Below are 22,898 nucleotides of genomic sequence, written 5' to 3' on the forward strand. Positions count from 1 at the left end.
CCCGCCGGGGTCAAGTCTGTCATTCGGACACGAGGCCGGCCGTAGCACATCGATATGGTTGAGGCCGTGTCCGAATGTCAGACTTGACCCCGGGGGAAGGTGGAGCTGTCGATGATGCCGCCGCCGAGGCACACGTCGCCGTCGTACAGCACGGCCGATTGGCCAGGCGTGACCGCCCATTGGGCATCCATGAATTTCAACGCGAAGTCCGAGTCGCCTTCGGGCGCGATCTCGCACGCCACGTCGGCCTGGCGGTAGCGCGTCTTGGCCGCCATCGCGCGCGGCGACGGCGCCTCGCCGGCGATCCAGCTGGCCTGGTCGGCGCGCAGGTCCGACGATAGCAGCCACGGATGCTCGTGGCCTTGCACGATGTACAGCGTGTTGCTGGCCACGTCCTTGCGCGCCACGTACCAGGCGTCGCTGCTGCCGTCCGGATTCTTGTACGCCTTCATGCCGCCCACGCCGATGCCCTTGCGCTGGCCCAGCGTGTAGAACGACAGGCCGACATGCTCGCCGACGGTCTTGCCGTCGTCGGTCTTCATCGGTCCCGGTTTGTACGACAGGTAGCGGTTTAAAAACTCGCGGAACGGGCGCTCGCCGATGAAGCAGATGCCGGTCGAATCCTTCTTGGCCGCGTTGGGCAGCTTGAGCTTTTCGGCGATCTGGCGCACTTCGGTCTTCGGGATCTCGCCCAGCGGGAACAGGGTCTTCGACAACTGCGCCTGGTTCAGGCGGTGCAGGAAGTAGCTCTGGTCCTTGGTGTGGTCGACCGCCTTGAGCAGTTCGAACTTGTCGCCGTTCTGGCGCACGCGCGCGTAGTGGCCGGTGGCGATCAGGTCCGCGCCCAGGTGCATCGCGTGGTCGAGGAAGGCTTTGAACTTGATCTCGGCGTTGCACAGCACATCGGGGTTCGGCGTGCGGCCGGCCTGGTACTCGCGCAGGAAGTCGGCGAACACGCGGTCCTTGTATTCGCTGGCGAAGTTGACCGCCTCGATGTCGACGCCGATGACGTCGGCCACGCTGGCCGCGTCGATCCAGTCCTGGCGCGTCGAGCAGTATTCGGAGTCGTCGTCGTCCTCCCAGTTCTTCATGAACAGGCCGACCACGTCGTAGCCCTGCTCCTTGAGCATCCAGGCCGCGACCGAGGAATCGACCCCGCCCGACATGCCGATCACGACTTTTTTCTTGCTCATTACTTTTCCAGCCTTCTATCCATTAGCGGTGCTCACCGCCTCCTTGAACACGGAGGCGTGGGTTTGTATCAGTTCCAGCGGGGCGCGCCGCCCGGCCAGGTATTCGTCGACGCATTGCAGCACGGTGGGGCTGCGGTGGCGGTCGGCGCAGGCGGCCAGTTCGTCGCGCGTGAGCCACATCGTGCGCAGGATGCCCTCGTCGAGCGGGCGGTCGTGCTGCGCGCCGGGCGTGCCGCAGAACGTGAAGCGCAAATACGTCACTTCCTCGCCGGTGCGGTTGGAGGTGTAGCGCGACATGTACATGCCGACCAGCGCCGTCGGCGTGAAGTCGTAGGCCGTCTCCTCGAGCGTCTCGCGGATCACGGCCTGCTCGAGCGATTCGTGCGGGTCGAGGTGGCCGGCCGGCTGGTTGATGCGGATGCCGTCGCTGGTTTCTTCTTCGATCAGCAGGAATTTGCCATCTTTTTCGACGATGGCGGCAACAGTAACAGAGGGTTTCCAGATACGCGGCATGAGTCATCCTTGAAAGAGCCGACATTTTAGCCTGTTCCGGACGTTTGGTTTGAAACCGGGGTCGCTAAAAGATGGGTTCGTGTTGAACAAAAACAAGGTTTGGTCGGATAAACCGTGATTGACTGTGTGGTTTGCGCCGGATCCAGCATTTTCGACGGCATTTCATGATAAATAGTCATAAATGATGTGATAAAAGCGTCATGTATTGATTAATACACATTCCGTATGATGGGTCCCCCGGGCGGCCGCAGGCCCGCATTTCCGTGTTAGATTCTAGTCAGTTTGTTAATCATTGGAGGCACCATGAGAATAAGCGTACCGGCCGAGACAAGGCCGGGGGAGACCCGGGTCGCGGCCACACCCGAAACAGTCAAGAAGCTGGCAGCCAAACACGAGGTACTGGTGCAAGCGGGCGCCGGGCTGGCCGCCTCGGTCACCGACGAGGCCTACGTGGCGGCGGGTGCGAAGATCGTCGACGCGGCCGAGGCCTACGGCGCCGACGTGGTGCTCAAGGTGCGCGCCCCCAATGCGGAAGAACGCGCGCGGATCAAACCGGGCACCGTGGTGATCGGCATGCTAAACCCCTTCGACGCCGACAACAACGCGGCCATGGCCACGGCGGGGCTGCAAGCCTTCGCGCTCGAGGCGGTGCCGCGCATCACGCGCGCGCAGTCGATGGACGTGCTGTCGTCGCAGGCCAACATCGCCGGCTACAAGGCGGTGCTGGTGGCGGCCAACACCTACCAGCGCTTCATGCCGATGCTGATGACGGCGGCCGGCACGGTCAAGGCGGCGCGGGTGCTGATCATGGGCGTCGGCGTGGCCGGGTTGCAGGCGATCGCCACGGCCAAGCGGCTCGGCGCCGTGATCGAGGCGTCCGACGTGCGCCCGCCGGTCAAGGAACAGGTCGAATCGCTGGGCGCGAAGTTCATCGACGTGCCCTTCATCACCGACGAGGAAAAAGAGATCGCGCAGGGCGTGGGCGGCTACGCGCGGCCGATGCCGGCCGACTGGATGCGCCGCCAGGCGGCGCTGGTGCACGAACGCGCCAAGCTGGCCGACATCGTCATCACCACCGCGCTGATACCGGGCCGGCCGGCGCCGGTGCTGATCTCCGAGGAGACCGTCAAGGCGATGAAGCCCGGTTCCGTGATCGTCGACCTGGCCGTGTCGCAGGGCGGCAACTGCCCGCTGTCGGAACTGAATAAAACGGTGGTCAAGCACGGCGTGCACATCGTCGGCGAGCCCGATCTGGCGACCCTGGTGGCGGCCGACGCCTCCGCCCTGTACGCGCGCAACGTGCTCGACTTCCTCAAGCTGATCATCGACAAGGACGACAAGCTGGCGATCGACCGCGAGGACGAGATCATCAAGGCGACCTTGCTGTGCGCCGGCGGCGAACTCTTAAGAAAATAACGAAGACAATACAACGGAGAACATCATGGAAGTCAGTCATACCATCATCAATCTCATCATCTTCGTGCTGGCGATCTACGTCGGCTACCACGTGGTCTGGACCGTCACGCCGGCGCTTCACACGCCGCTGATGGCGGTGACCAACGCCGTCTCGGCGATCATCATCGTCGGCGCCATGCTGGCCGCCTCGCTCACCGAGGGCGTGATCGGGCAGGTCGCCGGCACCGTCGCCGTGGCGCTGGCTGCGGTCAACGTGTTCGGCGGCTTTTTGGTCACGCAGCGCATGCTGGAGATGTTCCGCAAGAAGGAGCCGAAGGCCAAGCCGGTAGCCGCGAAGGTGGACGAGAAAGCGGGAGGCCACGCATGAACTTCATCTCCATGAACCTGGTGACGATGATGTATCTGATCGCGTCGGTGTGCTTCATCCAGGCGCTCAAAGGGCTGTCGTCGCCGGGCACGGCGCGCACCGGCAACGCCTTCGGCATGTCCGGCATGGCCATCGCCGTGGTGACGACGATCGCGCTGATCCTCAAGCTGCGCGCGGACGCGGTGGCGGCCGGCGTTGGCGCGGGCAGTGGCATGGGCCTGGGCCTGGTGCTGGTCGGCGTGGTGGTTGGCGGCGGCATCGGCGCGCTGCTGGCCAAGAAGGTCGAGATGACCAAGATGCCGGAGCTGGTGGCGGCGATGCACTCGCTGATCGGTCTTGCCGCCGTGTGCATCGCGGTGGCGGCGGTGTCGGAGCCGCACGCCTTCGGCATCGCGGCGGTGGGCACGCCGCTGCCGTTCGGGAACCGCATCGAACTGTTCATCGGCACCTTCGTCGGCGCCATCACCTTCTCCGGATCGGTGATCGCCTTCGGCAAGCTGTCGGGCAAATACAAGTTCCGCCTGTTCCAGGGCGCGCCGGTCAGCTTCGCCGGCCAGCACATGCTCAACCTGATCCTGGCCGTCGTCATGGTCGGCCTCGGGCTGGTGTTCTGCTTCGCCGGCGGCGTCGCGCCGGCATGGACGCCGTTCCTGGTCATGACCGCCATCGCCTTCGTGCTGGGCGTGTTGATCATCATCCCGATCGGCGGCGCCGACATGCCGGTGGTGGTGTCGATGCTGAACTCCTACTCCGGCTGGGCGGCGGCGGGGATCGGCTTTTCGCTCAACAACGCGATGCTGATCATCGCCGGTTCGCTGGTCGGATCAAGCGGCGCGATCCTGTCGTACATCATGTGCAAGGCGATGAACCGTTCGTTCTTCAACGTGATCCTGGGCGGCTTCGGCGGCGCGCCGGCGGAGGCGGGCGGCGGCGGAGCCAAGGAACAGCGCCCGGTCAAATCCGGCTCGGCGGACGACGCCTCCTTCATCATGGCCAACGCGGAAAGCGTGATCATCGTGCCGGGCTACGGCCTGGCGGTGGCGCGCGCGCAGCACTCGCTCAAGGAGCTGGTCGAGAAGCTGACGCACAAGGGCGTGAGCGTGAAGTACGCGATCCACCCGGTGGCCGGGCGCATGCCGGGCCACATGAACGTCCTGCTGGCCGAGGCCGAGGTGCCGTACGACCAGGTGTTCGAGATGGAGGACATCAACGGCGAATTCGGCCAGACCGACGTGGTGTTGATTTTGGGCGCCAACGACGTGGTCAATCCGGCCGCCAAGGACCCCAAGTCGCCGATCGCCGGCATGCCGATCCTGGAGGCGTACAAGGCCAAGAGCATCATCGTCAACAAGCGCTCGATGGCGTCGGGTTACGCTGGTCTGGACAATGAGCTGTTTTACCAGGCCAATACGATGATGGTGTTCGGCGACGCCAAGAAGGTCATCGAAGACATGGTCAAAGCCGTCGAGTAAGGGTTCGATTCACATTTTGTGAATGGTCTATTGCTGTTTGGCCGATTGATGGTTGGGTTGGTGAATCTTATGATGGCTTCACTAACCCACCACAAGGAGCCTCAAAATGAATCGCTTACAAAACAAAGTCGCAATCGTCACTGGCGCATCGTCCGGCATCGGCCGCGCCACCGCCAAACTGTTCGCCGCCGAAGGCGCCAAGGTCGTCGTCGCGGCGCGCCGCCAGGCCGAACTGGCCACCTTGGTCGCGGAGATCGAAGCCGACGGCGGACAGGCCATCGCCTTGGCGGGCGACGTGACCTCGGAATCGTTCAACGCGCAACTGGTCGCCGCCGCCGTCGAGGCGTACGGCCGCCTCGATATCGCCTACAACAACGCCGGCACCCTGGGCGAGATGGGCGAGACGACCGGCGTCTCGGAGCAGGGCTGGAACGACACGCTTGCCGCCAACCTGACCAGCGCCTTCCTCGGCGCCAAACATCAGATTCCGGAGATGATCAAGCATGGCGGCGGTTCGGTGATTTTCACCTCGACCTTTGTCGGCTACAGCTTCGCGTTCCCAGGCGTGGCGGCGTACGCGGCCAGCAAGGCGGGCTTGATCGGTTTGACGCAGGCGCTGGCGGCCGAATACGGTCCAAAAGGCGTGCGTGTGAATTCGGTGCTGCCCGGCGCGGTCGATACGCAGATGTACCGCGACATGAACGACACCCCGGAGGCGACGTCCTTCATCACCAACCTGCATGCGTTGAAACGCGTGGCGCAGCCGGAGGAATTGGCGCGCTCGGTGCTGTACCTGGCGTCGGACGATGCGTCGTTCGTCACCGGCACCGCGTCGCTGATCGACGGCGGCGCGTCCATCACCCGCACCTAATCACCCGCACCTAAAGCGTCCGCTGTGGTAAAGCTTCGCTTTTCTCCTCTCTTTTCTTCTATTTCTTCCTCTTTCCATCGCAAATTCAGAGAAGAGGGAGAAAGCGAGAAAAATAGAAGAAAAGAGAAGTCGAAATAGAAGGTTTGCCACAGGGCGCGGTGCGGGGGAGGGCACCCTCAGCGGCGGCCGTACATCATCAGCTCGGCCAGCACGCCGCGCGCCGGGCCGGCCATGTCGATCGCTGCCAGCGACAGCCCCAGCAGCGCCTGCGCCGGCGAATCGTTGGCGAACACGCGCGCCATCGTGTCGGTCAGGCGCACCGTGGTGCTCCGGTCCTGCCGGCGCAGCGCGGTGAACTGCGCCAGCATCGCCGGCGTGGCGCCTTGCGCCAGCAGGCGCGCCAGCACCGTGACGTCGCGCAGGCCCAGATTCAATCCTTGTCCCGCGACCGGATGCAAGGTCTGCGCGGCGTTGCCGATGGCGACCGTGCGGGCGGTGGCGCGCGGATCGGCGTTCAACCCCAGCGGGAAGGCCAGACGCGGCGAGGCGTGCGTGAAGCGGCCGACGCGCTCGCCGAACGCTGCGCCCAGCGCGGCAAGGAACGCCTTGTCGTCCAAGGCCTGCAGCACGGCCGCGAACTCCGGCCGCACGCACCACACCAGCGAGTACTCGTCCCCCTGCGGCAGCAGCGCCAGCGGGCCTTGTTCGGTGAACCGTTCGAAGGCGCGGTGGGCGATCGGCCGGCTGCTGCGCACCTGCGCGATGATGGCGGTCTGCCGGTAGTCCCGCCGTTGCGAGCGGCTTTCCTGATCGTTGAACAAACCGCCTTCAGCCTGCACGACGATGGACGCGCTCAGCGACTTCGCTGCCCCGCTCGCGGTGTCGGTGACGGTCAGCACCACCGAATCGGCCAGCTCGTCGAGCGCCTCCACGCGGGCGGGACGCAGCGTCGCGATGCCGGCCCGTTCGCAGACGGCGCCCAACGCCGTCACCAGGTCGCCGTAGCGGGTGACGTAGCCGAGTGCCGGCAGGTTGTGTTCGTCGCGGTCGATCAGGCTGCGGCCGAATTGTCCGCGCCGCGAGACGTGGATCTGGTGGATCGCCGTCGCCGCGACGGGCATGGGCCAGGCGCCGATTTCTTCAAGTATCTGGCGGCTGCCGTAGGACAGCGCGATCGAGCGCGGGTCCTTGCTTGCCTGCGCCAGCGACTTGGCGTCGACCAGCGTGATGCGTGCGGCGGGCACGCCGCGCTTGGCCAGCAGCGCGGCAAGCGCCATGCCGGCCGGGCCGGCGCCGCAGATGGCGACGTCGCTATTGTTTTGAAAATCCGTCATCGCTGCCGCATTACCTCTTCGATCTCCGCCACCGTCTTCGGCGCGGCCGCGCTCAGGATGGTGTGGCCGTCCGCTCCGACCAGCACGTCGTCCTCGATGCGGATGCCGGTGTTCCAGTACTCCTCCGGCACGCCGTCGGCCGGGCGCACATAGATGCCCGGTTCCACCGTCAGCACCATGCCCGGTTGCAGCGCGCGCGAAGGTTTGCCGTCCGCGTTCACGTCGCGGTACAGGCCGACGTCGTGCACGTCCATGCCCAGCCAGTGCCCGGTGCCGTGCATATAGAACCGCAGATAGTGTTTGTTGGCGATGACGTCGTCGACGCCGCCGTGGGCATCCTTGTTCAGCAGTCCCAGGTCGAGCATGCCCTCGGACAGCACCCGCAGCGCCGCGTCGTGCGCGCCGGAATAGGGCAGGCCGGGGGCGATGGCCGCCAGCGCCGCCGATTGCGCCGCCAGCACCAGTTCATACAGCCGTTTTTGCGGCGCCGAATAGCGGCCGTCGACCGGGTAGGTGCGGGTGATGTCGGAGGCGTAGCCATCGAGCTCGCAGCCGGCGTCGATCAGCACCAGGTCACCGTGTTGGGTTTGCGCGTTGTTGGCGCTGTAGTGCAGCACGCAGGCGTTGCTGCCGGCGGCGACGATCGAGTTGTAGGCCGGCGCCTGGGCGCCGCTGCGGCGGAATTCGTACAGCAGCTCCGCCTCGATCTCGTACTCGAACATGCCGGGGCGCGAGGCGCGCATCGCCCGCGCGTGCGCGGCGCTGGAGATGGTGGCCGCGCGCAGCATGATGGCCTGCTCGCCGTCGTCCTTCAACAGGCGCATCTCGTCGAGCAGCGGCAGCAGGTCGACCGCGCTGGCGGGCGGCGTGACGCCGGTGCGCGCCATGCGCCGCACGTTGCCCAGCCAAAGCTTGATCTGGGCGTCGAGCGCCGGCTTGCTGGCCAGCGCGCAGTACAGCGCCGGCGCGTCGGCCAGCAGCTTGGTGATCTCGCCGTCGAGGTCTTCGACCGGGTAGGCGGCGTCGAAACCGAAGGCGGTGCGCGCGCCTTCCGGACCGTGGCGGAAGCCTTCCCAGATCTCGCGCTCGACGTTCTTGCGGCGGCAAAACAGGATCGAGCGCGCCGGCGCATCGTCGCCGCGCGCGGCCACCAGCACCACCACGCTTTCGGGCTCGGTAAAGCCGGTCAGGTAGTAGAAATAGCTGTCGTGCCGGTACGGATAGTCGCTGTCGCTGTTGCGCGCCACTTCCGGCGCCGTGCCCAGCACGGCCACCGCGCCGGCCGGCATCGCCGCCAGCACGCGCGCGCGGCGCGCGCCGTAGGTCGCTATCCGGGTTGCCATCGCGGTTGCCATCGCCGCCGCCATCAGCGCGCGCCCCTGGCGCCGGGCGCGATCGGGGCCGGCGGCGCGTTCAGCTTCTCGAGCTGTTCGACGGTGCCGACGTTGTGCCATTCGCCCTGGTACACTTCGCCGCCGACCTGCTTGCTGTCGATGAACGAACGGATCAGCGGCCCCAGCTTGGCGTGCTCGCCCGGCGCGATGCCGTCGAACATGTCCGGCCGGTAGACGCCGATATTGCCGAAGGTCCACTTCGGCGCGCCGTCGGCGCTGTCGTTGGTGAGCGAATACATCGTCAGGCCGAAGTCGCCCTGCGGATGGAAGTCCGGGTTGGGCACCAGGTACAGCCAGCAGACGTCGCGCTGGTCGGCCGGGTAGGGCTTGCCCCACATGTCCTCGTCCTTGAGCACGTCCTTGACCTGCTCGAAGTCGAAGTACGGACAATAGATGTCGCCCGACACGGCCACGAACGGTTCCTCGCCCAGCAGGTGGCGCGCGGTGGCGACGCCGCCGGCCGTCTCCAGCGCCGTTGCCTCGCGCGAGTACAGCAGCGTGGCGCCGTACTTGCTCCCGTCGCCCAGCTCGCGCTCGATCACGTCGCCCAGGTGGGCGGTGTTGATGACGATTTCGGTGATGCCGGCGCGCACCAGGTTGACGATGTGCCAGACGATCAGCGGGCGGCCGCGCACCTTGAGCAGCGGCTTGGGGCAGCTGTCGGTCAGCGGGCGCATGCGCTCGCCGCGCCCGGCGGCGAAGATCATCGCTTTCATCAGAACGTGTAGCCGACTTGCGGCTGCTTGTCCTCGAGCGTGTCGAGCAGGCGCACCAGCGGCTTGAGGTCCTTGTAGCGGTTGGCCGTCTTGCGCACGTAGTCCATCACCGTCGGCAGGTCGCCCAGGTATTGCTGCTTGCCGTCGCGGTGGTACAGGCGGCAGAACAGGCCGAGGATCTTCAGGTGGCGCTGCAGGCCCATGTACTCGAAGTCCTTGTAGAAGGCGTCGATGTCCTGGTTGACCGGCAGGCCGGCCGACTTGGCGTGCTGCCAGTAGCGGATCGCCCAGTCCAGCACCAGTTCCTCGTCCCATTGCACGTAGGCGTCGCGCAGCAGCGAGGCCAGGTCGTAGGTGACCGGGCCGTACAGCGCGTCCTGGAAGTCGAGCACGCCCGGGTTGCCGGCGTCCATCCACATCAGGTTGCGCGAGTGGAAGTCGCGGTGCACGAACACCTGCTGCTGCGCCGTGACGTTGGCCAGGATCGCCTCGAACACGCCCTGCAGCTCGGCGCTTTGCTTGTCGGTCAGCGTGGCGCCCAGGTGCTTGCCGATGTACCACTCGGGGAACAGGTTCATTTCGCGCAGCAGGAAGGCGCGGTCGTATTCGGGCAGCACGTCCGGCGCGCTGGTGGCCTGGAAGCGCACCAGCGACTCGAGCGCCTCGGCATACAGGGTCGAGGCGTTGTCGTGGTCGAGCACCTGCAGGTAGGTCGTCACGCCCAGGTCGGACATCAGCATGAAGCCGCGTTCGTAGTCGGTGGCGACGATGCGCGGCACGGTGACGCCGGCCTGCGTGAGCATTTCGTCAACCTTGACGAAGCCCAGCACGTTTTCCCGCTCCGGCGGCGCGTCCATGACGATCAAGGTGGCGCCGAGCGACGCGCGGTGCGCGGCCAGCACGTCGACGCGGAAGTAGCGGCGGAAGCTGGCATCGGCCGAGGCCGGACGCGCCGTTGCCACATCGACCACGTCCAACGTCGACAGCCAGGCGGCCAGCGCGTCCAGGCGGACATCGGCGGCGTTTGCGGTGGAGGGGGTTGCTCCAGATGTATCTGAAGTTAAATTCTGTAATAAAGACATTAAGCGAACCGTGGAAACCGGCGTAAGGTGAAGATTCCCATATAATAAGGGATTCAAATCAAAAAATCGCCTTTCATGGTGTTTCCTCCCTTCTTTTCATGAGTTGCATGCGCTGGCTACTGGCCCCCCCAACTACGCACCGCTGGGCGTACGCCCTGACCGCCATCGTCACCGTCTCGGCGGTGCCGTCGTACGCCTACGCCCAGGCCGCCGCGCCCAAGCCGCGCGCGCCGCGGGTGGAGGACCCGAACGCCGTCACCACCGTCATGGCCGAGGACATCAGCGGGCGCCCGGAGCGCGAGGTCGTGCTCGAGCGTAACGCCGAGATCGTCAAGGACCAGACCAAGGTGCAGTCCGACTACGCCTGCTTCCGCCAGGTCGAGAACGAGGTCGAGGCCCAGGGCGCCGTCAAGATCTGGCGCTGGGGCGACTATTACACCGGCACCGAGCTCAAGCTCAACATGGACAGCGGCAAGGGCTACATGCTCAGCCCCACCTACCGGATGGCGGCCAACAACGCCCAGGGCAGCGCCGAGCGCATCAATTTCATCAACGAGGACGAGGCGCAGGTCGTCAACGGCACCTACAGCACCTGCGAGGGCACCAATCCGGACTGGTACCTGCGCTCGAGCACGCTCAACCTCGATTCCGGGCGCGACGTCGGCACCGCCAGCCACACGGTGGTGTATTTCAAGGACGTGCCGATCCTCGGCACGCCGGCGCTGTCGTTCTCGCTGTCGGGCGCGCGCCGCTCCGGCTGGCTCTCGCCGACGCCGGGCGTCGGCTCGCGCACCGGCCCCGAGCTGGTGGTGCCGTATTACTTCAACATCGCCCCCAACCGCGACCTAACCCTGTTCCCCAAGATCATCACGCGGCGCGGCTTCCAGCTCGGCGCGCACGGGCGCTACATGGGCGAGACCGACGGCGGCCTGTACCAGGGCGACACCTACGCCGAGTACCTGCCGCACGACAAGAAATACGTGCCGGAGAAGCCGGGCGGCTCGACCGACCGCTGGACCGTGCGCTCCAGCCACAAGCAGGACATCACCGAGGACTGGGCGTTCTCGTGGAACCTGCGCGCGTCGTCGGACAACAACTATCCGAACGACTTCTCCAAGACCGTCTCGAGCTCGACCGAGCGCCAGCTGCTGCGCGAATTGCGCACCGACTACCACGGCGACATCTGGACCCTGACCGCGCGCGTGCAGAAATACCAGGTGCTGCAGGATCCGGCGTCGGTGACCGACCGCTCGCTGTTCGTCACGCGCCCGTACGACCGCCTGCCGGCGATCAATTTCCACGCCGGCCAGTACGACGTGCTGGGCGGCTTCGACTGGGCCTTCGACAGCGAACTGACCCGTTTTAGCCACCCGACCGAAATCAACGGCACGCGCCTGGTGGGCATTCCGCAGCTGAGCTACCCGATCGTCGGCCCCAGCTACTTCATCACGCCCAAGGTCATGGTCAACCTGGCCAGCTACTCGCTCGACAGCTACGGCGCGCAATCGTCGCGCAACCTGTCGCGCGCGGTGCCGACCGTCTCGCTCGATTCGGGCCTGGTGTTCGAGCGCGACGTCACGTTCCAGAACAAGGAAATGACGCAAACGCTCGAGCCGCGGCTGTTTTACGTCAAGACGCCGTACCGCGACCAGAGCGCGTTCCCGACCTTCGACACCGATGCGGCCACGTTCAACTTCAGCCAGATCTTCAGCGAGAACCGCTTCGTCGGCTCGGACCGCATCGGCGACGCCAACCAGCTCACCGCCGCGCTGGTGTCGCGCTTCCTCGACGCCGCCGGCGCCGAGCAGCTGCGCCTGGCGTTCGGCCAGCGCTTCTACTTCGAGGACCAGCGCGTCCAGCTGGCCTCGACCACGCCGGTCAGCGAGGCCCGCTCCGACATCCTGCTCGCCGCCAACGGCCGCATCTCCGAGCATTGGGGCTTCGACAGCGCGCTGCAGTACAATCCCAGCCAGAGCCGGGTGGTATCGCAAAGCTACACGGCGCAATGGATCCCGGCGCCCAAGAAAGTGTTCAACGTCGGCTACCGCTACCTGCGCAACAGTTTCAAGAACATCGAGGTCTCGAGCCAGTGGCCGATCTTCCAGCGCTGGTACGGCGTCGGCCGGGTCAGCTACTCGATGCAGGACAGCAAGATCCTCGAAAGCCTGATCGGTCTCGAATACAAGGCCGACTGCTGGGTGTTCCGCGTGGGCGGCCAGCGTTTCGTGACGACGTCGACGACGGCGTCGACGCCGATCTTCTTCCAGCTCGAGCTCAACGGCCTGTCGCACCTGGGCGTGGGCAGCCCGATCGAGGCGATGAAAAACAGCATCCCGGGGTATCAGCGTTTGAACGAGGGCTACGGCCGCTAAAGCAAGGCATCCGGGCGCGCATCGTCCCCTGTGCGGGGCGCGCGCCTTTTGATTTTTTTACACCTGACTCATGAGCGTTCCACCATGCGTAATGCCAGTATGTACCAAATGAAGCTACTCGCCGTCCTGTTGTGCACCACCGCCCTGGGCGGCTGCAGCCTGTTCTCGAAAAAACCGGCGCCGGCGCCGGCCGCCCCCGCCGTCACCACCCCGGCCGCGCCCGCCGCCACCGGCGCGGCCGCCGCCAAGGCCGATGCCAAGGCCGACGGCAAGGGCTTCATTCCGCCCGGCTCGTCGAGCAACGTCGCCATCGACTCCATCGTCGTCGTCGTCAACGACGACGTCATCACGCAGCGCGAGCTGGCCAACCGCATCAAGACCGTCACCGCCCGCATGCAGGCGCAGAAGGTGCAGATGCCGGCCGCCGCCGACCTGCAGCGCCAGCTGCTCGAGCGCATGATCGTCGAGCGCGCCCAGCTGCAGATGGCCAAGGAGATGGGCGTGCGCGTCGACGACACCCAGCTCGACCGCGCGATCGGCCGCATCGCCGAGGCGCAAAAGCTCAGCGTGCAGGACTTCCGCAACCAGATGGAAAAGGATGGCACGCCGTTCGCCGCGTTCCGCGAGGAGATCCGCGAAGAGATCATCATGCAGCGCCTGCGCGAGCACGAGGTCGACGCCAAGATCCAGATCTCCGACGCCGAGGTCGACAGCTTCATGGCCGCCGAGAAGGCCGCCGCCGCCGAGCAGTTCGAGATCAACATCGCGCAAATCATGGTGCGCATCCCGGACAACGCCACCGCCGAGGTGATCGCCCAGCGCCGCGCGCGCGCCGAGGAAGTGATGCGCCAGCTGCGCACCGGCGCCGACTTCGCCAAGATGGCCGCCACCTATTCGGACGCCAGCGACGCGCTCGATGGCGGCGCGGTCGGCTGGCGCCTGCCCGAGCGGCTGCCGCCGGTGTTCGCCGAGGCGCTGGTCAAACTCAAACCGGGCCAGGTCACGCCGATCATCAAAAGCACCGGCGCCTTCCACATCCTGAAGGCGGTGGACCGCCGCAGCGTGGCCGAGGCCCAGGCCGCCCAGTCGGTGCAGCAGACCCACGCGCGCCACATCCTGATCAAGGTGACGCCGACGATGAGCGCGGCCGACGCCAAGCGCAAGCTGGCCGAACTGAAGGAACGCCTCGACAACAACGCCGCCAAGTTCGAGGACCTGGCGCGGCTGGTGTCGAACGACGGCTCGGCCGCCAAGGGCGGCGACCTGGGCTGGCTGTACCCGGGCGACACGATGCCCGAGTTCGAAGCGGCGATGAACAACCTGAAAATCGGCGAAGTGTCGCAGCCGGTCGAGACCAGCTTCGGCGTGCACCTGATCGAGGTGCTCGAGCGCAAGAGCGACGATGTTTCCAAGGAGCGCGAGCGCAACAACGCGCGCCAGGCCATCCGCGAACGCAAGATGGAAGAGGCGGCCGAGAGCTGGCAGCGCGAAGTGCGCGACCGCGCCTACGTCGAGTTCCGCACCGAAGAGGGCGCCGCCGCCGCGGCGGCCGCGAAACAGTAATCCGGCCGTCAAGGGAGCACGCATGGGCGCCACTTCATCCACCGGGCGCACGGACGTGGCCCCGTCGTTCCCCGCCCGCCGGCGCCAGGGACGGCCGGTCGTCGCCGTCACCGTCGGCGAACCGGCCGGCATCGGCCCGGAGATCGCGATCCGCGCCGCCTGGGCGCGCCGCCACGCGGTCGACTGCGTGCTGCTGGGCGACGCCGCCTTCCTGTCCATGATCGCCGCCGACATCGACCCGGCCATCCGGCTGTCGGCGCTGTCGCTGCAGGCGGTGCGCAACGGCGGCCTGCCGCACTTCGGTCCCGAACGCCTCAGCGTGATCGACGTGCCGCTCGACGCCCACGTCGTGCCGGGCAAACTCGACAAGAACAACGGCCGCGCCGTGCTGGCCACCCTGGACGCCGCCATCGAAGGCGTGCGCGCCGGCTGGTTCGAGGCGGTCGTCACCGCGCCGCTGCAAAAGAGCACCATCAACGACGCCGGCGTCGCCTTCTCCGGCCACACCGAATACTTCGCCGACCGGACCGGCACCGCGCAAGTGGTGATGATGCTGGCCGGCCAGCCGCCGGCGCCGGCCGGCGGCGCGCTGCCGCCGCCGCTGCGGGTGGCCCTGGCCACCACCCACCTGGCGCTCAAGGACGTCGCCGCCGCCCTCACGCAAGCGGGCCTGGCGCGCGTGCTCGACATCCTCGACGGCGACCTCAAAAGCAAATTCGGCATCGCCGCCCCGCGCATCCTGCTGTGCGGCCTGAACCCGCACGCGGGCGAGGGCGGCTACCTGGGGCGCGAGGACATCGACGTCATCGCCCCGGCGATCGCGGCGGCGCGGGCGCGCGGCATCGACGCCCGCGGCCCGTATCCGGCCGACACGCTGTTCCAGCCCAAGTACCTGAAGGACGCCGACTGCGTGCTGGCGATGTACCACGACCAGGGGCTGCCGGTGCTCAAGTACGCCACGTTCGGGCAGGGCGTCAACATCACGCTCGGCCTGCCGCTGATCCGCACCTCGGTCGACCACGGCACGGCGCTCGACCTAGCCGCGCAAGGCCTCGGGCTGGCCGACTGCGGCAGCATGGAGGCGGCCATCGCCACCGCGCTGGCGATGGCCGACGCCGTCGCCGGCGCTTCAACATTCCCTAATTAGAAGAACACCATGAAACACGTAGCCCGCAAACGCTTTGGCCAGAATTTCCTGCACGACAAATACGTCCTGTCGAGCATCACCGAGGCGATCGCGCCGGCGCCGGACGACGCCATGGTCGAGATCGGGCCCGGCCTGGGCGCCATGACCGAGCAGCTGATGCGCACGCTCAAGATGATGCACGTGGTCGAGCTCGACCGCGACCTGGTCGCGCGGCTGGAAAAGACCTACAACCCGGCCAAGCTGACGATCCACGCCGGCGACGCGCTCAAGTTCGACTACGGCACCATCCCGGTGCCGGCGGGCGAGAAGTTGCGCATCGTCGGCAACCTGCCGTACAACATCTCCAGCCCGTTGCTGTTCCACCTGGCCACGTTCGCGCCGCTGGTCAAGGACCAGCACTTCATGCTGCAAAAGGAGGTGGTCGAGCGCATGGTGGCCGAGCCGGGCAGCAAGACCTACGGCCGCCTGTCGGTGATGTTGCAATGGCGCTATGACATGTCGCTGCTGTTCGTGGTGCCGCCGGAAGCGTTCGATCCGCCGCCGAAGGTCGAATCGGCGATCGTGCGCATGATCCCGGTGGCCGAGCAACTGCCGTGCGACGGCCCGACCTTGGAGGCGGTGGTATTGAAGGCGTTCTCGCAACGCCGCAAGGTGATCCGCAACTGCCTGGCCGGCATGTTCAGCGAAGCGCAGATCGTCGCAGCGGGCATCGACCCGACCCACCGTCCGGAAACGGTCTCGTTGGCCCAATACGTCGCCCTCGCCAACCTCCTCAAATAACCCCACCCCGGGGTCAGTGCCGACATTCGGACACGACCTCGTCTTTCCCAGCGGGGTCACCCAGCGGGGTCAGTGCCGACATTCGGACACGACCCCGTCTTTCAGTCCAGCGGTACGGTTGAGGCGGTGTCCGAATGTCGGCACTGACCCCCGCTGTTTTTTACGCTGACACCCGCTGTTTTTTACGACCCCGTCTTTCAGTCCAGCGGTACGGTTGAGGCGGTGTCCGAATGTCGGCACTGACCCCCGCTGTTTTGCTAAAAGCGACAGACAAAAAAAAGCCCGCTGGTGAAAGCGGGCTAAATCCAATTCCTTTGCAAGAAGTGGAGGAGACAAGTACAGTATGCTGCGTCGCGGTATATCACGCCACTTTATTTTTCACATATCGAACATCAGGTATGTGAATATCTGCGGTCTCCCCCGGCTTCCAGGCTTATTTAGGCTTGCACTCCACCAGCAGATTGGTCACGGCCGATTCGCCCATGACGCCCACGCCGTTCTTCACGGTGCAGGTGATGTCCGCCGAGCTCAGCGTCGTGTCCGGGTGGATCGTTACGCCATACGACTGGCCGTCGGCCACGTTGGTGCTGAATGCGAAATCGCCGGCGCCGGTGGCGTCGGTCGGGCTGGTCAGGGTGACGGCGCCGCCGGCCGAGCCGTTCAGCAGCGTCACGGTGCGCAGCACGGCCGGCGTGGTGCCGACGGCGGCGCTCACGGGGAACAGTCCCGTGAACTGGCCGCCGAGCGTATAGGCCCTGCGTACGCACGAGATCGCCACGGAGATGGCCACCGTCTGGCCGGCCGAACCGGTGTTGATGGTGTCGAAATTGCAGGCCATGTGCTCCGGCTGCTGGGCGAACGTGACGGCGTAGCTGGTGCCGTAGCCGATCTGGCGCGGGAACGCGAAGGTGGTCGCGCCGGCCGGGATCGAAATGGTTTCGCCGCCATTGCTCAGCTGCAGGCCGGGCGTGGCCAGGCCGTTGATCGTGCCTTGCACCGTGTATTGCGCCTTGCCGCCGCAGCCGGCCACCAGGGCCGCCGCGCTCAGCGCCACGATGGCGCCCAGATACGATAATTTCATGTAATTCTCCAAAGATTGAGCCAGCGTGTTTATTTTGCGACGCAGTTGACGACCAGCCGGTTGTCATTGCCGGCGGGCATCACGCCGGCGCCCGGCACCGCGTTGGTCACGGGGGCGGTCAGCGAGCAGGTGCGGTTGGACGGCTGCGCCAGCACGGTCACGCCGTAGGGCGAGCCCTCGCCGACGGTATTGGCGAAGGAGAACGCGGCGTCGCCGCCGGCCGTTGCCGACGGTGCGACGTACACCGTGTCCGGGCCGTTGGCCAGGGTCACGCCGTCGTTGTTGCCGGCCACGCCGTCGTCGGCCAGGCCCTTGACCACGCCGCTCAGCACCCACGGATTGGTGACGCAGCTGACCTGGGTGCGGTACGAGGTGAAGGAGTTGGCCTTGTTCTTGCCGTCGATGACCTGGCAGGTGGCGCCGGCCGGCGGGGTGTCGACCTTGATTTCGAACGATTCGTCGACCGCGATCAGGCGGGTGAACTGGAACTGGCTGGCGTTGGCGGCGACGGTGATCTTCTCGCCGGTGGGCACGTTGATCAGCACCAGGCCCGGCTTGCTCAAGCCGCCGACGCTGCCTTGCAGCAGCATGCTGCCGTCGCTACCGCCGCCGCAAGCGCTCAGGACAACGGCACACAGCAGGGCCAGGCCCGCACGCGGATACACACTTTTCATAAAATCTTCTCCAAAACGAATAGGGCCGGCAGCACGCACGGGTGCAGCATCTTACACGGATTTGCCCCGTATTTTAGTGCATTTGGTAACACCAGTCCCCCCAATGGATGTAACAGCTTGTTAGGCGCGCGCGCGCGTCCGGCCCGCGATCGGTGCGACAATAGCCCCGAATCGCCTTATCCACTTACCTTTAGCGCCCATGACACCACGCCCGCCGCAAGCCCTGCTGTTCGATCTCGACGACACCCTGTGGCCGATCGGCCCGGTCATCGCGGCGGCCGAAACCGGCTGGCACGCGTGGCTGGCCGAGCGCGCGCCGGCCGTCACCGGCAAGTATTCGGTCGAGGCGCTGCGCGCGCTGCGCCTGGCGCTGCTGGAAAAGCAGCCGGAGCTGACGGCCGACCTGTACCGGCTGCGCCGCGTCGCGCTCGAGGCCGTGTTCGCCGAAACCGGCGCGGACAGCGCCCACATCGACGGCGCGATGGCGCACTTCAACGTGCTGCGCAACGCCGTCACCCTGTTCGACGACGTCGCCCCGGTGCTGGCCGAGCTGGGCGGCATGCTGCGGCTGGGCGTGATCACCAACGGCAACGCCGACCTTGAAGTCATCGGCCTGCACCACCATTTCGAGGTGGCGCTGGCGTCGGCGCGCTTCGGCCGCGCCAAGCCGGACCCGTCCATCTTCCTGGCCGCCTGCGAGGCGATGGGCGTGGCGCCGGCCGACGCCGTCTACGTCGGCGACGACCTGCGGCTCGACGTGCGCGGCGCGCAGGCGGTGGGCATGCGGGCGGTGTGGATGAACCGCACCGGCAGCCGCGCCCACGTCGACGCCGGCATCGCGCCGGACGTCATTTGCGCCGATTTCCACGAACTGCTGGCGTGGGTGAGGCGACAACTGGGCGATTGATGTCGCGCGACAGCCCCCGGCCGGCGCGGAGCGTGCATAATAGGCAAACACGGCAACTCTCGGCAAATAAGATATACAGTATGCAACTCGACACACGCGCTCAAACCCTGCTCAAAGCCCTGGTGGAACGCTATATCGCGGACGGCCAGCCGGTCGGCTCGCGCGCGCTCTCCAAGATTTCCGGCCTTGACCTGTCGCCGGCGACCATTCGCAACATCATGGCCGACCTCGAGGAGCTCGGCTATGTCGCCAGCCCGCACACCTCGGCCGGCCGGGTGCCGACGCCGCGCGGCTACCGCATCTTCGTCGACACCTTGCTGACGGTGCAACATCTGGACGAGCAATCGGTCGAGGGCCGCATGCGCCTGCAGGCGCCGCAGCCGCAGAAAATGATTGCCAACGCGGCGCAGATGCTGTCGTCGCTGTCGCAGTTCGCCGGCGTGGTGCTCAGCCCGCGGCGCGAATCGGTGTTCCAGCAGATCGAGTTCCTGCGGCTGGGGGAGAAGCGCATCCTGCTGGTGATCGTCGGCCCCACCGGCGACGTGCAAAACCGGCTGCTGCTGACCGACGTCGACTACAGCCCCACGCAGCTGATCCAGTCGGCCAACTACATCAACCAGAACTACGGCGGCCTGGCCTTCGACGAGGTCCACACGCGCCTGCAGGCCGAGGTGCGCCAGCTGCGCGACGACATGGGCCGGCTGATGCAGGCGGCGGTGGAGGCGGGCAGCGAGGCGATGGCGGACAACTCGGACGACATGGTCATCGCCGGCGAGCGCAACCTGCTGTCGGTCAGCGATCTGTCGTCGAACATGACGTCGCTGCGGCAGATGTTCGACATGTTCGAGCAAAAGACCGGCTTGATGCAGCTGCTCGACGTGTCGAGCAAGGCCAGCGGCGTGCAGATTTATATCGGCGGCGAATCGAGCCTGGTGCCGATGGACGAGATGAGCGTGGTGACCGCGCCGTACATGGCCAACGGCAAGATCGTCGGCACCCTGGGGGTGATCGGCCCGACCCGCATGGCCTATGAGCGCGTGATACCGATCGTCGATATCACGGCCAAGTTGTTGTCGAACGCGCTGAGCCACAATTAACCGCGATCAGCCGCGATCAGCCGCGATCAGCCGCGACGCGGCGGCCCGGCGCCGCCGCAATTATGGACGGTGCGGGCAGGCGGTCTTGATGCAGTTGCCATAAATTGCCAGCGCGTGCTCGGCGATCTTGAAGCCGCGCTCCTTGGCGACCATCTGCTGGCGTGTTTCGATCTCTTCGTCGAAGAATTCCTCCACCCGCCCGCAGTCGAGGCACACCAGGTGGTCGTGGTGGGAACCCTCGTTGAGCTCGAAGATGGCCTTGCCGGTTTCGAAGTGGTTGCGGTTCAGCAGGCCGGCCTGCTCGAACTGGGTCAGCACGCGGTAGACGGTGGCCAGGCCGACGTCCATATTGTCGGCCAGCAAAATCTTGTAGACATCCTCGGCGGTCAGGTGGCGCACGTCGCTGTTCTGGAAGATGTCCAGGATTTTAAGGCGAGGCAGGGTGGCTTTGAGGCCGCTGGCCTTCAGATCGGTTGGATTGTTACCCATGTTGGACACTCTTATTCTGGTTGGCGATAGCTAGGCCACAGTTTAACGCACTCCGCGCGCCGCCGCACTGATTGTGGCCACTTATTGCGGCCGCCGGCGTTTGCAAACATTTACACTTGCGCCTTGCAAAACAAGGACATATGGCCTGTTTTACAGGATAATGCTGTCACTTTGCCCGCCCGCGCGGCTCCATCTCGCACCATGCGTCCGGCATGTGCTTTATGATATAGCGTTTTTCGGCATTTCCGCTCGACCAGATTGAGGACATTTATGCGCGTCACCCCGGCTTTATTGCAGTCTTTGTCGCACCGTTTTACCCGCCGTGCTCCGTTGCTCGCAGGCGCCGTCTGCGTCGCGCTGGCCGCCGGCGGCTGTGCTTCCAACACCACGCTGGGCGAGAAATCGAACCAGGTCAAGGAAACCGGGATCACCCTGGACGCCAGCAAGGGCGCGCAAACGACCACCATCACGCCGCTGCAAAAGTTCATGTGGTTCTTCTCGCCATACCGTCCTGACATCCAGCAAGGCAACTTTGTATCCGAGGAAATGTTGGCGCAATTGAAAGTCGGCATGACGCGCGAGCAGGTCCGCTTCATCTTCGGCACCGCGCTGCTGGCCGATCCGTTCCACGCCAACCGCTGGGACTACGCGTTCCGCATGGCCAAGGGCAACGGCGAAGTGACCACCAGCCGCGTCATCGTGTTCTTCGACAACGACGGCAAGGTCGCGCGCTGGGAAGGCGGCAACCTGCCGACCGAAAAAGAATACATCGCCCGCATCGCCGGCCCGGCGCCGAAGATCAAGAAAAACCCGGACGCGCCCGACAACAAACCGGCGTCGAGCGTGCCGCCGCCGACCACGACGGGGAGCGACAACGCCGCGCCCGCGCCGGTGGGCGTGACGGTGGGCAACCAGAACAAATAAGGACGCACGCATGACCGTAATGAATATCGCCATCGCCGGCGCCGGTGGCCGCATGGGCCGCATCCTGATCGAAGCCGTCGAAAACGCGCCGGACGCGCGCCTGGCCGGCGCCCTGGGCCGCGCCGGTTCGGCCGGCGTCGGCGGCGACGCCGCCGCGTTCCTCGGCAAGCCGGGCGGCGTGCTGGTGCAGTCGGACCTGGCGCAAGGCCTGGCCGGCGCCCGGTACCTGATCGATTTCACCCGCCCCGAGGGTACGCTGGAACATCTGGCCTATTGCGCCGAGCACGGCATCAAACTGGTCATCGGCACCACCGGGTTCGACGACGCCGGCAAGGCCGCCATCGCGGCGGCGGCCAAGAAAACCGCGATCGTGTTCTCGCCCAACTTCAGCGTCGGCGTCAACGTCACGATGAAGCTGCTCGAGCAGGCCGCCAAGGCGCTGTCGACCGGCTACGACATCGAAGTGGTCGAGGCGCACCACCGCTTCAAGGTCGACGCGCCGTCCGGCACCGCGCTGAAAATGGGCGAAGTGATCGCCGGCGCGCTGGGCCGCGACCTGAAAGAGTGCGCCGTCTACGCGCGCGAAGGCGTCACCGGCGAGCGCGATCCATCGTCGATCGGCTTTGCCACCATCCGTGGCGGCGACATCGTCGGCGACCACACCGTGCTGTTCGCCGGCATCGGCGAGCGCATCGAGATCAGCCACAAATCGAGCAGCCGCGCGACCTACGCGCACGGCGCGCTGCGCGCCTGCCGCTTCCTGGCCGACAAGCCGACCGGCTTGTTCGACATGTACGACGTGCTGTCGCTCAACGGATGACGCCCGCCGTCGCCAACCAGTTCACCCTGGCCCATTACTGGGAGCAGGGCGACGGCATCAGCCACGCGGTGGCGTTCGTGCTGCTGGCGATGTCGCTGGTGAGCTGGTTCTTCATCCTGTCGAAGGCCTTCGCGGCCTGGCGGGTGCGCCGCAGCTCTCCGGCCGTGCAGGCCTTCTGGGAAGCGCCGACGATGCAGGACGGCGTCGCCACGCTGGAACTGGCCGACCCGGAAAAAATCTACCTGCCATTGGCGCAGCAGGGCGCGGCCCAAATCAAGGTGGCCGAGCGGCCGTCGCTGGGCGGCGAGATGGACCGCGCCGCGCAAGTCACGCGCGTGCTGCGCGTGGCGATCCAGCGCTCGACCAACCGCCTCGAAGGCGGCCTGACCGTGCTGGCGTCGATCGGCGCGACCGCGCCGTTCGTCGGCCTGCTGGGCACCGTCTGGGGTATTTACCACGCATTGGCCAACGTTTCGGCCAACGGCACGGTGCAGATCGACAAAGTGGCCGGCCCGGTGGGCGAGGCGCTGGTCATGACCGCGATCGGCCTGACGGTGGCGATTCCGGCGGTGCTGGCGTTTAACGCCTTCAACCGCGTCAACCGCCTGACCCTGGCGGAGCTGGACGCGTTCGCGCACGACCTGCATGCCTATCTGACCACCGGCGCGCGCGCCGGCAAATAACCT

At 66.1% G+C, this 22,898-nt stretch carries 22 protein-coding genes; 13 read left to right on the forward strand and 9 right to left on the reverse strand.

All coding sequences use genetic code 11. The features are described 5' to 3' along the window. Positions 1-77: 77 nt before the first annotated feature. Together mnmA and BMX85_RS24430 are read right to left on the reverse strand one after the other, a co-directional pair. A complete protein-coding gene (gene mnmA, locus BMX85_RS24425; protein WP_090325027.1) occupies positions 78-1,193 on the reverse strand; it encodes a tRNA 2-thiouridine(34) synthase MnmA in 1,116 nt (371 codons plus the stop codon). Between the two features lie 15 nt (positions 1,194-1,208). Then, a complete protein-coding gene (locus tag BMX85_RS24430; protein ID WP_090325030.1) occupies positions 1,209-1,706 on the reverse strand; it encodes an NUDIX hydrolase in 498 nt (165 codons plus the stop codon). 303 nt (positions 1,707-2,009) lie between these two features. On the opposite strand from BMX85_RS24430, the gene BMX85_RS24435 reads away from it, so the two are divergent. The 4 genes from BMX85_RS24435 (at position 2,010) to BMX85_RS24450 (ending at position 5,832) form a co-directional block, all read left to right on the forward strand. Beyond that, positions 2,010-3,122 (forward strand): Re/Si-specific NAD(P)(+) transhydrogenase subunit alpha, encoded by a 1,113-nt coding sequence (locus BMX85_RS24435; protein ID WP_090325033.1) that lies wholly within the window; start codon positions 2,010-2,012, stop codon positions 3,120-3,122. A 25-nt stretch (positions 3,123-3,147) separates the two neighbouring features. Continuing rightward, on the forward strand, positions 3,148-3,489 hold the full coding sequence (locus tag BMX85_RS24440; protein WP_090325035.1) for an NAD(P) transhydrogenase subunit alpha part 2: 342 nt from the start codon (positions 3,148-3,150) through the stop codon (positions 3,487-3,489). Next, positions 3,486-4,961 (forward strand): NAD(P)(+) transhydrogenase (Re/Si-specific) subunit beta, encoded by a 1,476-nt coding sequence (locus BMX85_RS24445; protein WP_090325037.1) that lies wholly within the window; start codon positions 3,486-3,488, stop codon positions 4,959-4,961. Before BMX85_RS24440 ends, BMX85_RS24445 begins: the two co-directional genes overlap by 4 nt. A 106-nt stretch (positions 4,962-5,067) precedes the next feature. Continuing rightward, complete coding sequence (locus tag BMX85_RS24450) at positions 5,068-5,832, forward strand: SDR family oxidoreductase (protein ID WP_090325040.1); 765 nt, start codon at positions 5,068-5,070, stop codon at positions 5,830-5,832. A gap of 176 nt (positions 5,833-6,008) precedes the next feature. Here the strand turns inward: BMX85_RS24450 and BMX85_RS24455 are convergent, their stop codons facing one another. Genes BMX85_RS24455 through BMX85_RS24470 form a run of 4 tightly spaced genes read right to left on the reverse strand, consistent with a single transcriptional unit; the run spans position 6,009 to position 10,358 of the window. Then, a complete protein-coding gene (locus BMX85_RS24455; RefSeq protein WP_090325043.1) occupies positions 6,009-7,166 on the reverse strand; it encodes an FAD-dependent monooxygenase in 1,158 nt (385 codons plus the stop codon). Then, positions 7,163-8,509: an aminopeptidase P N-terminal domain-containing protein gene (locus BMX85_RS24460; protein WP_090325425.1), complete on the reverse strand. Its 1,347-nt coding sequence runs from the start codon at positions 8,507-8,509 to the stop codon at positions 7,163-7,165. Before BMX85_RS24460 ends, BMX85_RS24455 begins: the two co-directional genes overlap by 4 nt. A gap of 23 nt (positions 8,510-8,532) precedes the next feature. Next, positions 8,533-9,276, reverse strand: a complete 744-nt coding sequence (murU, locus tag BMX85_RS24465) for an N-acetylmuramate alpha-1-phosphate uridylyltransferase MurU (RefSeq protein ID WP_090325046.1) — start codon at positions 9,274-9,276, stop codon at positions 8,533-8,535. Continuing rightward, positions 9,276-10,358, reverse strand: coding sequence for an aminoglycoside phosphotransferase family protein (locus BMX85_RS24470; RefSeq protein ID WP_090325048.1), 1,083 nt, complete (start codon positions 10,356-10,358; stop codon positions 9,276-9,278). The genes murU and BMX85_RS24470 overlap by 1 nt, the downstream gene beginning before the upstream one ends. A gap of 107 nt (positions 10,359-10,465) precedes the next feature. Between BMX85_RS24470 and BMX85_RS24475 the strand changes: the two genes are divergently transcribed. From BMX85_RS24475 to rsmA, 4 genes are all read left to right on the forward strand, one after another. After that, positions 10,466-12,730 carry an LPS-assembly protein LptD gene (locus BMX85_RS24475; protein WP_090325052.1) on the forward strand — a complete coding sequence of 755 codons (2,265 nt, stop codon included), beginning with the start codon at positions 10,466-10,468 and terminating at the stop codon, positions 12,728-12,730. A 108-nt stretch (positions 12,731-12,838) separates the two neighbouring features. Further along, entirely contained in the window at positions 12,839-14,293 is a 1,455-nt protein-coding gene (locus BMX85_RS24480) for a peptidylprolyl isomerase (RefSeq protein ID WP_229210656.1), read from the forward strand. Between the two features lie 22 nt (positions 14,294-14,315). Then, entirely contained in the window at positions 14,316-15,440 is a 1,125-nt protein-coding gene (gene pdxA / locus BMX85_RS24485) for a 4-hydroxythreonine-4-phosphate dehydrogenase PdxA (RefSeq protein ID WP_090325057.1), read from the forward strand. Between the two features lie 9 nt (positions 15,441-15,449). Then, positions 15,450-16,220, forward strand: a complete 771-nt coding sequence (gene rsmA / locus BMX85_RS24490; protein WP_090325060.1) for a 16S rRNA (adenine(1518)-N(6)/adenine(1519)-N(6))-dimethyltransferase RsmA — start codon at positions 15,450-15,452, stop codon at positions 16,218-16,220. Between the two features lie 433 nt (positions 16,221-16,653). Here rsmA and BMX85_RS24495 read toward each other — a convergent pair whose 3' ends face one another. Further along, a complete protein-coding gene (locus tag BMX85_RS24495; protein ID WP_090325062.1) occupies positions 16,654-17,301 on the reverse strand; it encodes a hypothetical protein in 648 nt (215 codons plus the stop codon). 29 nt (positions 17,302-17,330) lie between these two features. Next, complete coding sequence (locus BMX85_RS24500; RefSeq protein ID WP_090325065.1) at positions 17,331-17,975, reverse strand: hypothetical protein; 645 nt, start codon at positions 17,973-17,975, stop codon at positions 17,331-17,333. Between the two features lie 199 nt (positions 17,976-18,174). On the opposite strand from BMX85_RS24500, the gene BMX85_RS24505 reads away from it, so the two are divergent. Both BMX85_RS24505 and hrcA read left to right on the forward strand, forming a co-directional pair. Next, positions 18,175-18,882 (forward strand): HAD family hydrolase, encoded by a 708-nt coding sequence (locus tag BMX85_RS24505; RefSeq protein ID WP_090325067.1) that lies wholly within the window; start codon positions 18,175-18,177, stop codon positions 18,880-18,882. 80 nt (positions 18,883-18,962) lie between these two features. Then, positions 18,963-19,979 carry a heat-inducible transcriptional repressor HrcA gene (gene hrcA / locus BMX85_RS24510; RefSeq protein ID WP_090325070.1) on the forward strand — a complete coding sequence of 339 codons (1,017 nt, stop codon included), beginning with the start codon at positions 18,963-18,965 and terminating at the stop codon, positions 19,977-19,979. Positions 19,980-20,039: 60 nt separating this feature from the next. Here the strand turns inward: hrcA and fur are convergent, their stop codons facing one another. Continuing rightward, positions 20,040-20,468, reverse strand: coding sequence for a ferric iron uptake transcriptional regulator (gene fur, locus BMX85_RS24515; protein WP_090325074.1), 429 nt, complete (start codon positions 20,466-20,468; stop codon positions 20,040-20,042). 270 nt (positions 20,469-20,738) lie between these two features. Between fur and BMX85_RS24520 the strand changes: the two genes are divergently transcribed. The 3 genes from BMX85_RS24520 to BMX85_RS24530 are packed head-to-tail and all read left to right on the forward strand — an operon-like array spanning position 20,739 to position 22,895. After that, on the forward strand, positions 20,739-21,392 hold the full coding sequence (locus BMX85_RS24520) for an outer membrane protein assembly factor BamE (RefSeq protein ID WP_090325077.1): 654 nt from the start codon (positions 20,739-20,741) through the stop codon (positions 21,390-21,392). 10 nt (positions 21,393-21,402) lie between these two features. Next, entirely contained in the window at positions 21,403-22,212 is an 810-nt protein-coding gene (gene dapB / locus BMX85_RS24525; RefSeq protein WP_090325080.1) for a 4-hydroxy-tetrahydrodipicolinate reductase, read from the forward strand. Next, on the forward strand, positions 22,209-22,895 hold the full coding sequence (locus BMX85_RS24530) for a MotA/TolQ/ExbB proton channel family protein (RefSeq protein ID WP_090325082.1): 687 nt from the start codon (positions 22,209-22,211) through the stop codon (positions 22,893-22,895). The genes dapB and BMX85_RS24530 overlap by 4 nt, the downstream gene beginning before the upstream one ends. Positions 22,896-22,898 lie beyond the last annotated feature (3 nt).

This window comes from Duganella sp. CF517 (genome assembly GCF_900110275.1).
Classification (GTDB): Bacteria; Pseudomonadota; Gammaproteobacteria; order Burkholderiales; family Burkholderiaceae_D; genus Rugamonas.

What these genes read in the sequence shown, in the direction of transcription:
- BMX85_RS24470 (WP_090325048.1), bottom strand. Translation starts at nt 10,358, where the DNA reads ATGTCTTTATTACAGAATTTAACTTCAGATACATCTGGAGCAACCCCC.
- murU (WP_090325046.1), bottom strand. Translation starts at nt 9,276, where the DNA reads ATGAAAGCGATGATCTTCGCCGCCGGGCGCGGCGAGCGCATGCGCCCG.
- BMX85_RS24455 (WP_090325043.1), bottom strand. Translation starts at nt 7,166, where the DNA reads ATGACGGATTTTCAAAACAATAGCGACGTCGCCATCTGCGGCGCCGGC.
- BMX85_RS24445 (WP_090325037.1), top strand. Translation starts at nt 3,486, where the DNA reads ATGAACTTCATCTCCATGAACCTGGTGACGATGATGTATCTGATCGCG.
- BMX85_RS24520 (WP_090325077.1), top strand. Translation starts at nt 20,739, where the DNA reads ATGCGCGTCACCCCGGCTTTATTGCAGTCTTTGTCGCACCGTTTTACC.
- BMX85_RS24450 (WP_090325040.1), top strand. Translation starts at nt 5,068, where the DNA reads ATGAATCGCTTACAAAACAAAGTCGCAATCGTCACTGGCGCATCGTCC.
- mnmA (WP_090325027.1), bottom strand. Translation starts at nt 1,193, where the DNA reads ATGAGCAAGAAAAAAGTCGTGATCGGCATGTCGGGCGGGGTCGATTCC.
- BMX85_RS24435 (WP_090325033.1), top strand. Translation starts at nt 2,010, where the DNA reads ATGAGAATAAGCGTACCGGCCGAGACAAGGCCGGGGGAGACCCGGGTC.
- BMX85_RS24480 (WP_229210656.1), top strand. Translation starts at nt 12,839, where the DNA reads ATGAAGCTACTCGCCGTCCTGTTGTGCACCACCGCCCTGGGCGGCTGC.
- rsmA (WP_090325060.1), top strand. Translation starts at nt 15,450, where the DNA reads ATGAAACACGTAGCCCGCAAACGCTTTGGCCAGAATTTCCTGCACGAC.
- BMX85_RS24530 (WP_090325082.1), top strand. Translation starts at nt 22,209, where the DNA reads ATGACGCCCGCCGTCGCCAACCAGTTCACCCTGGCCCATTACTGGGAG.
- BMX85_RS24440 (WP_090325035.1), top strand. Translation starts at nt 3,148, where the DNA reads ATGGAAGTCAGTCATACCATCATCAATCTCATCATCTTCGTGCTGGCG.
- BMX85_RS24505 (WP_090325067.1), top strand. Translation starts at nt 18,175, where the DNA reads ATGACACCACGCCCGCCGCAAGCCCTGCTGTTCGATCTCGACGACACC.
- BMX85_RS24475 (WP_090325052.1), top strand. Translation starts at nt 10,466, where the DNA reads ATGCGCTGGCTACTGGCCCCCCCAACTACGCACCGCTGGGCGTACGCC.
- BMX85_RS24460 (WP_090325425.1), bottom strand. Translation starts at nt 8,509, where the DNA reads ATGGCAACCCGGATAGCGACCTACGGCGCGCGCCGCGCGCGCGTGCTG.
- BMX85_RS24500 (WP_090325065.1), bottom strand. Translation starts at nt 17,975, where the DNA reads ATGAAAAGTGTGTATCCGCGTGCGGGCCTGGCCCTGCTGTGTGCCGTT.
- BMX85_RS24495 (WP_090325062.1), bottom strand. Translation starts at nt 17,301, where the DNA reads ATGAAATTATCGTATCTGGGCGCCATCGTGGCGCTGAGCGCGGCGGCC.
- fur (WP_090325074.1), bottom strand. Translation starts at nt 20,468, where the DNA reads ATGGGTAACAATCCAACCGATCTGAAGGCCAGCGGCCTCAAAGCCACC.
- hrcA (WP_090325070.1), top strand. Translation starts at nt 18,963, where the DNA reads ATGCAACTCGACACACGCGCTCAAACCCTGCTCAAAGCCCTGGTGGAA.
- BMX85_RS24430 (WP_090325030.1), bottom strand. Translation starts at nt 1,706, where the DNA reads ATGCCGCGTATCTGGAAACCCTCTGTTACTGTTGCCGCCATCGTCGAA.
- dapB (WP_090325080.1), top strand. Translation starts at nt 21,403, where the DNA reads ATGACCGTAATGAATATCGCCATCGCCGGCGCCGGTGGCCGCATGGGC.
- pdxA (WP_090325057.1), top strand. Translation starts at nt 14,316, where the DNA reads ATGGGCGCCACTTCATCCACCGGGCGCACGGACGTGGCCCCGTCGTTC.